Below are 11964 nucleotides of genomic sequence, written 5' to 3'. Positions count from 1 at the left end.
AAATAAGGAAATCGGCATCGCCCGCGACCAAGCGATGCCGTTTCCAGTAGCGCCTCGACGGCGCGCGTATCCGCGCGACTCCTTAATGGAACATCGCGCTGACGGATTCCTCGTTGCTGACGCGGCGAATCGCTTCGGCGATCAGCCCGGCCACCGACAGCTGGCGAATCTTGCCGCTGCGACGTGCCGGTTCGGAAAGCGGAATGGTATCGGCCACGACGAGTTCGTCAAGTACCGAGCCGCTGATATTGTCGACGGCCGGGCCCGACAGGATCGGGTGCGTGGCGTAGGCGACGACGCGGCGGGCGCCGTGGTCTTTGAGCGCCTCGGCGGCCTTGCACAGGGTGCCGGCGGTGTCGACCATGTCGTCGACCACCACGCAGGTGCGGTCGTCGATGTCGCCGATGATGTGCATCACCTGGGCCTGGTTGGCCTGGGGGCGGCGCTTGTCGATGATCGCCAGGTCGGCGTTGAGCTGCTTGGCGATGGCGCGGGCCCGTACCACGCCGCCGACGTCCGGCGAGACCACCACCAGGTCGTCGTAATTCTGGCGCTCGATGTCATCGAGCAGGATCGGCGAGCCGTAGACGTTGTCCACCGGCACGTCGAAGAAGCCCTGGATCTGATCGGCGTGCAGGTCCATGGTCATCACCCGGTCGACCCCGGCCTTGACCATCATGTCGGCCACTACCTTGGCGGAGATCGGCACGCGGGCGGAGCGCACCCGGCGATCCTGGCGGGCATAGCCGAAGTAGGGCACCACGGCGGTGATCCGGGTGGCGGAAGCGCGCCGCAGGGCGTCCACCATGAGGATCAGTTCCATGATGTTGTCGTTGGTCGGGGCGCAGGTGGACTGCAGGATGAAGACGTCCTTGCCGCGAACGTTCTCGTTGATCTCGACCGCGATCTCGCCGTCGCTGAACTGGCCGACCGTGGCATGGCCCAGCCGATTGTCGAGGGCCTCGGCCACCTTGCGGGCGAGTTCGGGATTGGCGTTCCCGGCGAAAACCATCAATTTAGACACGCGCAGCCACCTTTGGAGTCTTGGGGGATCTCAGGAGCGGGGTTGTGCAGTCGTGCTCGGAGGAATTGGCTGGGGTACCAGGATTCGAACCTGGGAATGGCGGTACCAGAAACCGCTGCCTTACCACTTGGCTATACCCCAGCAACTTTTTCCCGAGCCCACCACGGCCGGGTCTGCCGCGGATCGGACTGCCATGACGCTGTCGGCCGTCAGGCCAGGCCCAGCGCCTGGTGGAGGGGAGACGTGTTGCAGCCACGCGCCTTGAAGGCCTGCCAGCCGGTGCCAACACGGGAGAGTATGCTATCCGCCTCGCTTTCCTGCGTCAATCGGCAGAAGACGCAGGCGCCGGTCCCGGTCAGCAGGCTGGGAGCGAAGTCCGACAACCAGCCCAGTGCTTCGCCGACGGCCGGGTAGAGCCGGCACACCGTCGGCTGACAATCGTTGTGCCAGGCCGGCGGCCCCTCCTGCAGTGCGCGCGCCATACTAATGGGGGGGGTGTCGCGTGTCAATTGCGGGGCCTGGAACACCGCCGCCGTGGCGACCTCCACGCCGGGGTGCAGGACCACGAACCAGTCGTCGTCGAGCGCGACGGGAACGAGGCGTTCGCCGATCCCTTCGGCCCAGGCGGAACGGCCGCGGACGAAGACCGGTACGTCGGCGCCGAGCTCGAGCCCCAGCGCGGCCAGGGCGTCGAGATCGAGCGGCAGCGACCATAACCGGCTGAGCCCCAGCAGGGCGGTCGCGGCGTTGGAGCTGCCGCCGCCCAGGCCGCCGCCCATCGGCAGGCGCTTGTCGAGGCGGATGTCCGCCCCCAGCCGACAGCCGCTGGTGCGTTGCAGCAGGCGGGCGGCGCGCACCACCAGGTTGGCCTCGTGATCCACGCCGGGCACGCCCGGTGACAGGCTGATGCGCTCGTCGTCGCGGCGGCGAAAGTGCAGCGTGTCGCCGTGATCGAGCAACTGGAAGAGCGTCTGCAGCTCGTGGTAGCCGTCGTCGCGCCGACCGGTGATGTGCAGCAGCCGGTTGAGCTTGGCCGGCGCGGGCAGGACCAGTTCGTTCATGGCGCTCGGGTGGCGTCCTCGTCCTCGGGGTGCCAGGCGTTGACCACCAGGGTGGCGCGCAGGTCGGCGAAGGTCATGACCACCCGGCTGGGCAGCCACAGCCCGTCGGCCCGGGTCCAGGCGCGGTAGTCGATGGTCCAGCCCGCCTGACGCAGGCGCTCCGGGAAGCCCAGATCGTCGCGGGTCATGCGGTGGGCGACCACCGGAGCCGGCAGCCCGCGAATCCAGTCGTCGAGCGCCGAGACCGGCAACGACCAGCCGAGCTGGCGTTCCATCAGCCTCTCCGGGGTATCGGCTTCGTAGCGGCCGTCGCCGGTGGTCAGCACGACGCCGTCGGGGCCGCCCTCGAGCACGCTGCGGCCACTGCCGAAGGGGCCGCTGATCAGCATCCGGTAATCGGCGCCCCGCTGGGTCCAGTCGAGGTTGGCGCTGGTCGCGTCGTCGCGGGTGCGCAGGCCGACCTTGCCGGCCAGGCGCCAGTGGTCGAAGGCTTTCAGGTGCGATTGCTGGGCGGCCCAGTCGCCCGTTTCGCGCGGCGTCTCGGGCGTGGGCGCCTGGCTGGCACAGCCGCCCAGCAGGAGCAGGCTCAGGGTCAGAATGGCTAGCCGTCGCATGGCGTTACTCCGGTTGCGTGGATGCGGGGGCGAGTGACGGGAGGCGCTGGATCAGGTCGTCGATCGGCGGATGCGTGTCGAAGCGCTCCAGGGTGTCGGCGACCAGGGCGCGCGCCTCGCTGCGCTGGCCGAGCCGCCAGAGGACCTCGGCGAGGTGCGCGGCGATCTCCGGATCGGGCTGGCGCCGGTAGGCCTCGCGCAGGTAGGGCAGGGCGGCCTCGTCGTTGCCGAGTCGATGCTGGAGCCAGCCCATGCTGTCGATGATCGCCGGGTCGTCGGGCGCCAGACGGTGGGCGTGTTCGATCAGTTGACGCGCCTCGTCGAGCCGCGAGGTCTCGTCGGCGAGCGTATAGCCCAGGGCGTTGAGCGCCGTGGCATTGTCGGGATGACGGGCCAGAATGTAACGCAGGTCACGCTCCATGCCCGCGAGATCGTCGTCGTGATAATGCCGCATGGCCCGCATGAAGCGCAGCTGAACGTCGTCGGGGTGGCTCGTCAGGGCACGATCGAGCAGCGCATCGGCCGCCGTGTCCTCGCCCTGATCGCCGAGCAGGTCGACCTCGAGCGCGATCAGGTCGCCGAAGGCCTCGGGGTGGCGCAGCCGCTCGATGTGCAGGAAGGTGCGGGCATCGCTGAGCCGTCCGGCATCGGCCAGCATCCGTGCGCCGCGCTGGCGCGCCTCGAGGAAGCCGTCGCCGGGCGGAACCTGCCGGTAATAGAGAAGGGCGTTGTCGATTTCGCCCTCCTGTTCGGCGACGTTGCCGAGCAGGATGAAGGCCAGTGGCGGGCTGGGCTCGTCGTCGATCAGCGGCAGCAGCAGACGCTTGGCCGGGGCCGGATAGCCTTCGCCGAGATATAGCTGGGCCAGGGCCAGGCGCAACTGCGGCGCGTCGGCGTGTTGCGCGATCAGGGCGTCGAGTTGCGACTGGGCGGCATCCACGTCGCCCAGGCGCAGTTGGGCCTGGGCGAGCAGCAGGATCAGCCGGCTGTCGTCGGGGGCGAGGTCGAGCCCGCGTTTCGCCGCATCCCGGGCCGCCGCGTCCCGGCCCTGCTGCAGGGCGATGCGCGTCTTGGCCAGCCACAGGTCCGGCAGGTCGGGGTGGCGCGCGACGAGCCGGTCGAGGCGTTCGTCGGCACGCTGGACGTTGCCGTTGCCCGCTTCGAGCAGGGCGGTGGCGAGCAGGGCGTCGGGGTGGTCCGGCTGACGGTCGATGAAGCGACGCAGGCGCGCGATCAGCGGGGGCAGGGCGGCGCCCTGTTCCAGGGCGGCCTCGGCGAAGCCGGTCAGGTCGCCCTGGCCGTCGCGCCGGGCCAGGGTCAGGCGCTGTTCCAGGCTGCCCGTCCAGTCGCCGCGCTGCTGGGCGATGCCGGCGAGCAGGCGCGCCGGGGCCTCGGCATCGGGCGCCAGGGTCTGCCAGGTCTCGGCGGCGCGGGTCAGCTGCGCCGGGTCGTCGGCATAGCGCGCCGCCAGGGTGGCACGTTCGGCCAGGGCCGGCGAATGATAGCGTCGGGCGGTCTTCAGATAGCCCTGGGCGGCCTCGCCGAACTGGCCGCGCTGGCCGGCCAGTTCGGCGGTGATCAGGGTCGCCAGGCTGTCGGCGTCGAGACCCGATTCGATGGGCGGTGCGGTGGCCATGGGGTCCGCCACTTGCGTCGGCGGCGGCGTCAAGCTTTGGCAGCCCGCCAGCCAGGTGGCGGTCAATGTCGTCACAAGCCAGCGTGCGTGCATGCGTTCCTCGTTGGTGAGCCGCTCGTCGGCGAGTCGCCGGATCGGCGAGCCGCTCGCGCCTTGACAGACCGGCCGGGGTGCCGGTCATTCCCGTTGAGCGTCCTTGCCGGCAGGGCCGGGAGCTGGGTTCAGCATACCGGTTCGCCGATGTCGGGCAAAGCGCTACCGACCACGTGGAGGCGCGGCGCTTGCCCCGTGCCCACGGTTGGCGCCGTTGTGGTAGACTGATGCGCCCGATCGTGGCCAACCACAACAATTTCAGGCGCGTCTGGCGCGGGCCGGTGCGAACGGCACCTTATACCGTCATGGCGGCCATTCGACGCTTCGGGAGGCGCCGGTGCATCCGCGCCTTGCTTGGTGGGCGGGCCTTCCCGTCATCGACGTTTCAGCGTAATCACTCGCCTAGGATCCAACGGCCCTGACTGCAATGACGCTTCTGGCTCTGGGAATCAATCACACGACCGCCGACGTCGCGGTGCGCGAGCAGGTCGCCTTCACGCCGACCCAGCTCGAGGCGGCGCTGACGCAGCTCAAGGCGCTGCCGGCGATCCGCGAGGCGGCGGTGCTGTCGACCTGCAATCGCACCGAACTCTATTGCGTCACCGAGTCGCAGGGCGAGCAGGCGGTGCTCGACTGGCTGGGGCGCTTCCACGACCTGCCGGTCGAGACGCTGGCCCACTGCGCCTACCATTATCTCGACGAGGCCGCCGCCCGGCACCTGATGCGGGTGGCCTCGGGGCTGGATTCGATGGTGCTCGGCGAGCCGCAGATCCTCGGCCAGATCAAGGAGGCCTACCAGCAGGCACGCCTCCACCAGGGGCTGGGCGGCGAGCTGGAACGGCTCTTCCAGCATACCTTCGCGGTGGCCAAGCAGGTGCGCACCGAGACCGGTATCGGCGAGAACCCGGTATCCGTGGCTTACGCCGCGGTCAGTCTGGCGAGTCGCATCTTCGATGACTTCTCGAGTTCCCGGGCCTTGCTGGTGGGTGCCGGCGAGACCATCGAGCTGGTCGCCCGCCACCTTCGCGAGGCGGGCATCCGTGAGCTGATCGTCGCCAACCGCACCCGCGAGCGCGCCGAACACCTGGCCGGTGAGTTCGGCGGTCAGGCGATCACCCTCGGCGAGATTCCCGATGCCCTGGGGCGCGCCGACATCGTGATCTCCTCGACCGCCTCGCCGCTGCCGATCCTCGGCAAGGGGATGGTCGAGCGGGCGCTGAAACTGCGCCGGCATCGGCCGATCTTCATGGTCGACATCGCCGTGCCCCGGGACATCGAGCCTCAGGTCGGCGAGCTCGACGACGTCTTCCTCTATACCGTCGACAACCTCCACGAGGTGATCGAGGAGAACCGGCGTCATCGCCAGGTCGCCGCCGACCAGGCCGAGGAGTTGATCCATCAGGGGGTCGGTCACTGGCAGCACGAGCGCCGCGTGCGCGGGGCCGGCGATCTGATCCGCCGCTATCGCGAGCAGGGCGAGGCGCTGCGCCAGGCCAGCGAGGCTCAGGCGCTCGCCCAGCTGGCGCGCGGCGAGGACCCGGAAAAGGTCCTGCGCCGGCTCAGCCAGCAGCTCACCAACAAGCTGCTGCACGGGCCCACCCTGCGTCTGCGCGAAGCCTCGGGCGCCGAGCGTCACGACATCATCCAGGCGGCCGAGGCCCTGCTGCTCGACCCTGCCGCCGTCTCCCAGGACCCGCCATAGGACACTGCATGAAAGCGTCACTGCGCCAACGTCTGGAAAGCCTTCAGGACCGTTTCGAGGAGCTGGCCGCGCTGCTCGCCGAGCCGGAGGTGATCGGCGACCAGGCGCGCTTTCGCGACTATTCCCGCGAGTACGCCGAGCTCGAGTCGCTGGTCGAGGCCTGGCAGGCCTACCGGGCCACCGAGGGCGACATCGAGGCCGCCGAGCAGCTCTGCGCCGACAGCGATGCCGAGATGCGCGAGATGGCCGAGGAGGAGTTGCGCGAGGGTCGCGACCGCCTGGCGGCCCTCGAGGAGCGCCTCAAGCAGCTGCTGGTGCCCCGCGACCCCGACGACCACCGCAACGTCTTCCTGGAGATTCGTGCCGGTACCGGCGGGGACGAGGCGGCGCTGTTCGCCGGCGACCTGTTTCGCATGTATTCGCGCTACGCCGAGAAGGTCGGCTGGAAGGTCGAGGTGGTCAGCGCCAGCCATGGCGAGCAGGGCGGCTACAAGGAGATCATCGCCCGGGTGCGCGGCGAGGGCGTCTATGCCCGGCTCAAGTTCGAGTCCGGCGCGCATCGCGTGCAGCGGGTGCCGGCCACCGAGTCCCAGGGACGCATCCACACCTCGGCCTGCACGGTGGCGGTGATGCCCGAGGCCGAGGAGGTCGGCGACGTCGACATCGATCCCAACGACCTGCGCGTCGACACCTTCCGCTCCAGCGGCGCCGGCGGCCAGCACGTCAACACCACCGACTCGGCGATCCGCATCACTCACCTGCCCTCCGGCGTGGTGGTGGAGTGCCAGGAGGAGCGCAGCCAGCACAAGAACCGTGCCAAGGCGATGTCGCTGCTCGCCGCGCGGCTCAAGCAGAGCGCCGTGGACAGCCAGCGCCGCCAGCAGGCCGACACCCGCAAGTCACTGGTCGGCTCGGGCGATCGCAGCGAGCGTATCCGCACCTACAATTTCCCCCAGGGCCGGCTCACCGATCATCGCGTCAACCTGACCCTCTACAAGCTCGGCGAGGTGATGGCCGGCGAGCTCGACGAGGTGGTCGGACCGCTGGTCAACGAATACCAGGCCGAGCGCCTGGCCGCGCTGCAGGACGCCTGATGCGCCTCGATCGGTTGCTCGCCGGGGCCGCCGCCCGGCTGCGCGAGGCCGGTTCGCCGACGCCGCGTCTCGACGCCGAAGTGCTGCTGGGGCACGTGCTGGGGCGCGACCGCACCTGGCTGTATACCTGGAACGACCATGACGTCGCGGGCTTCGAGCACGCGCGTTTCGCGGCGCTGGTGGCGGCGCGGGCCGAGGGGCGTCCGGTCGCCTACCTCACCGGCGAGCGCGAGTTCTGGGGGCTGCGGCTGCAGACCCGGGCTTCGACCTTGATCCCGCGGCCGGATACCGAGCGACTGGTCGAGGCGGCGCTCGCCTGTACCCCTGCCGGGGCCGCGGACGTGCTGGATCTGGGCACCGGCAGCGGGGCGATCGCCCTGGCGCTGGCCAGCGAGCGCCCGGCCTGGCGGGTGACCGGCATCGACCGGGTGCCGGCGGCGGTCGCGCTGGCCCGTGACAACGCCGCGCGCCTGGGGCTCGCCAATGCGGTCTTTCGGGTCGGCGACTGGTTCGCCGGGCTCGAGGCGCGGCGCTTCACCCTGATCGTCGCCAACCCGCCCTACCTGGCCGCCGACGACCCGCATCTGGCGCAGGGCGACGTGCGCTTCGAGCCACCTTCGGCGCTGGTCGCCGAGGGCGCGGGACTGGCCGATCTCGAGCATCTGATCGACGCCGGGCGCGAGCATCTCGAGCCGGGCGGGCATCTGCTCCTGGAACACGGCATGGCCCAGGGCGAGGCGCTACGCGAGGCCTTCGCCGCCGCCGGCTTCCGCTCGATCGTCACCCACGACGATCTGGCCGGACTGCCGCGGGTGACCCAGGGATGCTGGGCCGGCTGACACGCTGGTGATCCCGCGGGCGAATGTGGTAAGACTATGGTATAGCCGAGCCCGATCGATAATTTCGGCTATCTCCGTGGGGATTTGTCCGTTGTTTTGTCGTTCGTTGCTGCTCGCGACGGCAAATTCAGGTGATTGTTCCGCCATCGAGCAGCAGGGATCCATCCAACAATGAAAGCCAAGACCCGATCGCTGGACCGTATCGATCTCAACATCCTGCGCTGTCTGCAGGACAACGCCCGCATCTCCTATGTCGATCTCGCCTCGCAGGTGGGGCTGTCGACCACGCCCTGCCTGGAGCGCGTCAAGCGCCTGGAGCGGGCGGGCATCATCCGCGGCTATCGCGCCATCCTCGATCCGCGGGCGCTCAAGGCCAATCTGCTGGTGTTCGTCGAGATCTGTCTCGAGACCCAGTCGCCGGCGGTGTTCGACGAGTTTCGCCGCGCCGTGGCCAAGCTGCCGCAGATCCAGGAGTGCCATCTGGTGTCGGGGCAGTTCGATTACATCCTCAAGTGCCGGATTCCCGAGATGTCGGCGTATCGTCAGTTGCTCGGCGACGTCGTGCTGACGCTGCCCGGGGTCAAGGAGTCCAAGAGCTATGTGGTGATGGAAGAGGTCAAGGAGGAATTCTCCCTGCACGTGCCGGAGCTCGAGCAGCTGGAGGAGAAATAGTGCCATTCAGACGTTCTGGAGGACCATGAACGACGCCTCGCTGTTGCGCTACAGCCGCCAGATCCTGCTCGAGCCGATCGACATCGACGGCCAGGAGCGTCTGCTGGCCGGCCATGCGCTGATCATCGGCGCCGGTGGCCTGGGGTCGCCGGTGGCGCTCTATCTGGCCGCCGCCGGCGTGGGGCGCTTGACCATCGCCGATGCCGATGCCGTCGAGCTGAGTAACCTGCAGCGCCAGATCGCCCATCGCCAGGCCGACATCGGTCGCAACAAGGCCGAGTCCGCGGCGGCGGCGATCGGGGCGCTCAACGACGGTTGCGAGGTGCGCGCGATCCCCCGCCACCTGGGCGACGACGCGCTGCGCGAAGCGGCCGCCGAGGCCGACGTGGTGCTCGACTGCACGGACCGCTTCGCCAGCCGCTACGCGATCAACCGGGCCTGCCTGGCGACCCGTCGACCGCTGGTCTCGGGGGCGGCGATCCGCTTTTCCGGCCAGCTCGCGGTCTTCGACCCGCGTCAGCCCGACGGCCCCTGCTACGCCTGCCTGTATCCACCACAGGCGGGGGGCGAGGACGACGAATTGCGCTGTGCCGAGAACGGCGTCGCGGGGCCGCTGGTGGGGATGATCGGCACCTTCCAGGCGCTCGAGGCCCTCAAGCTGATCAGCGGTGCCGGCACGCCCCACCGGGGTCTGTCGACCTTCGACGGGCTGACCGGCGAGTGGCGGCGCTTCAACGTACCGCGCGACCCGGCCTGTCCGGTGTGCGCGCCACGCTAGGCGAATCCGCATGGGCGAGCGCAAGGCGACGTTACTCGGTCAGGTCAGCGACTTCGACATTCGCCTGCTGCGCATCTTCAAGACCGTCGCCGAAAGCGGCGGCTTCACCGCCGCCGAGGTGCCGCTGGGGATCAGCCGCTCGGCGATCAGCGTGCACATGAACGATCTCGAGAAGCGGCTGGGGCTGCGCTTGTGCCAGCGCGGGCGAGGCGGCTTCGCGCTGACCGAAGAGGGGCGCGAGGTCTATCGGGCGGCCCTGACGCTGCTCGCCTCGCTGGAGACCTTCCGCACCGAGGTCAATGGCCTGCACCGGACCCTGCGCGGCGAGTTCAACATCGGCATCACCGACAACCTGGTCAGCCTGCCGCGCATGCACATCACCCGGGCCCTGGCGCAGCTCAAGGCGCGGGGACCGGACGTACGCATCAACATTCACATGACGCCCCCCGACGACATCGCCCTGGCGGTGCTCGACGGCGGCCTGCACCTGGGCGTGGTGCCCGATGTCAACCGCCTCGCCAGTCTCGACGTCCAGCCGCTCTACAGCGAGCGCTCGCTGCTCTACTGTGCCGACGATCACCCGCTGTTCGCCGTGCCCGATGCGCAGATCGACACGGCGCTCCTGCAGGCCCAGGAAGCCGTGGTACCCGGCTATCCGTTACCGATGGCGGCCCGCGAGCGTATCGAGTGGCTGGATGGCCGGGCCACGGCCTCGGATCGCGAGGGCACGGCCTTTCTGATCCTCACCGGGCGCTTCATCGGTTATCTGCCGGATCACCTGGCCGCGCCCTGGGTGGCGGCGGGGCGCCTGCGGGCGCTGGTGCCGTCACGCGAACAGTTCTTCACCGACTTCGTCATCCTGACCCGGCGCGGGCGACGCCCGCATCGGGTGCTCGACGCCTTCCTGGAGGCGCTGGCCGAGCAGGCGGCCGGCGTCGACTCGTGATCCTTTGTCGTCAGGTGTGTTATTGAATACTTGACAATCGATAGCGTTTTGGTGTCAGACTTACGGAAAGCACCGTGATCGTTTTCTCGAAACGGTGAAAGAATTCAACAACAATTCGAGTCATCATCGATGGCCGTCTTCGGGACTTCCGATATGAATGCAGCCGCCGCCCTGCGACGCCCCGCTTCCTACTACAACGCCAGCATCGCCGTGACGCTGGCGCCGACCACGCCGCTGGCCGGCGAATCGCGGGTCGACGTCTGCGTGGTGGGCGGCGGGGTGACCGGCTGTTCGGCGGCGCTGCACCTGGCCGAGCGCGGCTATCGGGTGGCGCTGCTGGAGGCCGGCGAGATCGGTTACGGGGCCTCGGGGCGCAGCGGCGGTCAGATCCTGCCGGGGCTGGGTACCGACATCGGCGTGGTCGAGAAGGCCCTGGGGCACGAGCGCGCCAAGTCGATCTGGGAGATGAGCCGCGAGTCGGTGCGTCTCACCGCCGATCTGGTGAGGCGCCATGATATCCCCTGTGACCTGAGCTGGGGTTACCTGCACGCCGCGGTCAAGCCGCGGCACGTGCGCGAGCTGCGCGAATTCCGCGACACCCTGGCCGAGCGCTACGACTATCCGGCGCTCTCGCTGCTCGAGGGCGAGGCGCTGCGCGAGCACGTGGTCACCGACGCCTATCCGGCGGCGCTCTACGACGCCGAGGGCGGCCACCTGCATCCGCTCAACTATACCCTGGGCCTGGCGCGCGCCGCCCAGCGCGCCGGGGTGACGATCCACGAACACAGTCCGGTCGTCGCCATCCAGCGCGGCTCGCCGGCCCGGGTGCGCACCGCCCAGGGCATGCTGACCGCCGACCACGTGGTGCTGGCGGCCAACGCCTATCTGAACGGCCTGGTCCCGGAGCTCGACGGGCGTATCATGCGTGCCGCCAACTACATCATCGCCACCGAGCCGCTCGGCGATGACCAGGTGGCCCGGGTCCTGCCGCGCAACGACGCGCTTTCCGACGCCAATTTCGTGCTCGACTACTACCGCCTGTCGGGCGATCGCCGCCTGATCTACGGTGGCGAGGTAAGCTACGACGGCCGCGAACCCCGTCGGCTCCAGGCGCGCATGGATGCCAAGATCGCCCGGCTGTTTCCGGCGCTCAAGGGCGTGCGCATCGACTATCGCTGGGGCGGTGACGTGGCGATCACGCTCAACCGTGCCCCCGATTTCGGCTGCCTGGACGGCAATCTTTTCTACGCTCAAGGGTATTCCGGCCACGGCATGTCGCTGGCGGGGCTGGCCGGCAAGCTGCTGGCCGAGGCGCTGGCCGGGCACGCCGAACGCTTCGACCTGTTCTCGGCGATGCCCCATCGGCCGTTTCCGGGCGGTCGCTGGCTGCGTACGCCGCTGCTGGTGCTGGCCACCCATTTCTACAAGCTGCGGGACCGGCTCTGACGGGCCTGGATAGACACACGAGCATCCCTGGCGGCGTTCGACGACGCCGTGATATCCCG

The 11964-nt window shown here is 69.3% G+C and carries 11 protein-coding genes and 1 tRNA gene; 7 read left to right on the top strand and 5 right to left on the bottom strand.

The genetic code is table 11. The annotated features are described in order from the left end of the window. Positions 1 to 82: 82 nt before the first annotated feature. The 5 genes from D0901_RS09580 to D0901_RS09560 all read right to left on the bottom strand — a co-directional run bounded on the left by D0901_RS09580 (position 83) and on the right by D0901_RS09560 (position 4428). On the bottom strand, positions 83 to 1024 hold the full coding sequence (locus D0901_RS09580) for a ribose-phosphate pyrophosphokinase (protein WP_203234846.1): 942 nt from the start codon (positions 1022 to 1024) through the stop codon (positions 83 to 85). Positions 1025 to 1090: 66 nt separating this feature from the next. Further along, positions 1091 to 1165: transfer RNA gene (locus D0901_RS09575), tRNA-Gln, on the bottom strand. 68 nt (positions 1166 to 1233) lie between these two features. Next, a complete protein-coding gene (gene ispE, locus D0901_RS09570; RefSeq protein WP_129140086.1) occupies positions 1234 to 2085 on the bottom strand; it encodes a 4-(cytidine 5'-diphospho)-2-C-methyl-D-erythritol kinase in 852 nt (283 codons plus the stop codon). Further along, positions 2082 to 2699: a lipoprotein insertase outer membrane protein LolB gene (gene lolB, locus D0901_RS09565; RefSeq protein WP_129140085.1), complete on the bottom strand. Its 618-nt coding sequence runs from the start codon at positions 2697 to 2699 to the stop codon at positions 2082 to 2084. Before lolB ends, ispE begins: the two co-directional genes overlap by 4 nt. 4 nt (positions 2700 to 2703) lie before the next feature. After that, complete coding sequence (locus D0901_RS09560; protein ID WP_129140084.1) at positions 2704 to 4428, bottom strand: tetratricopeptide repeat protein; 1725 nt, start codon at positions 4426 to 4428, stop codon at positions 2704 to 2706. Between the two features lie 427 nt (positions 4429 to 4855). On the opposite strand from D0901_RS09560, the gene hemA reads away from it, so the two are divergent. The 7 genes from hemA to D0901_RS09525 all read left to right on the top strand — a co-directional run bounded on the left by hemA (position 4856) and on the right by D0901_RS09525 (position 11905). Further along, positions 4856 to 6130, top strand: coding sequence for a glutamyl-tRNA reductase (gene hemA / locus D0901_RS09555; RefSeq protein WP_129140083.1), 1275 nt, complete (start codon positions 4856 to 4858; stop codon positions 6128 to 6130). An 8-nt stretch (positions 6131 to 6138) separates the two neighbouring features. Further along, positions 6139 to 7224 (top strand): peptide chain release factor 1, encoded by a 1086-nt coding sequence (gene prfA / locus D0901_RS09550; RefSeq protein WP_129140082.1) that lies wholly within the window; start codon positions 6139 to 6141, stop codon positions 7222 to 7224. Further along, positions 7224 to 8063: a peptide chain release factor N(5)-glutamine methyltransferase gene (gene prmC / locus D0901_RS09545; protein ID WP_129140081.1), complete on the top strand. Its 840-nt coding sequence runs from the start codon at positions 7224 to 7226 to the stop codon at positions 8061 to 8063. Before prfA ends, prmC begins: the two co-directional genes overlap by 1 nt. A 171-nt stretch (positions 8064 to 8234) precedes the next feature. Further along, positions 8235 to 8735 (top strand): Lrp/AsnC ligand binding domain-containing protein, encoded by a 501-nt coding sequence (locus D0901_RS09540; protein WP_129140080.1) that lies wholly within the window; start codon positions 8235 to 8237, stop codon positions 8733 to 8735. 25 nt (positions 8736 to 8760) lie between these two features. Further along, positions 8761 to 9513, top strand: a complete 753-nt coding sequence (locus D0901_RS09535; protein ID WP_129140079.1) for a HesA/MoeB/ThiF family protein — start codon at positions 8761 to 8763, stop codon at positions 9511 to 9513. A 10-nt stretch (positions 9514 to 9523) separates the two neighbouring features. Further along, positions 9524 to 10459, top strand: coding sequence for a LysR family transcriptional regulator (locus D0901_RS09530; protein ID WP_129140078.1), 936 nt, complete (start codon positions 9524 to 9526; stop codon positions 10457 to 10459). Between the two features lie 153 nt (positions 10460 to 10612). Further along, the gene (locus tag D0901_RS09525) at positions 10613 to 11905 is read left to right on the top strand and encodes an NAD(P)/FAD-dependent oxidoreductase (RefSeq protein WP_129140077.1); all 1293 of its coding nucleotides are present in this window, start codon (positions 10613 to 10615) and stop codon (positions 11903 to 11905) included. The last annotated feature ends 59 nt before the right edge of the window (positions 11906 to 11964 follow it).

It is taken from the genome of Modicisalibacter coralii (genome assembly GCF_004117855.1).
GTDB lineage: Bacteria > Pseudomonadota > Gammaproteobacteria > Pseudomonadales > Halomonadaceae > Modicisalibacter > Modicisalibacter coralii.
The sequence above is the reverse complement of the archived record's forward strand: the minus strand, read 5'-3'. Positions and strand labels throughout refer to the sequence as shown.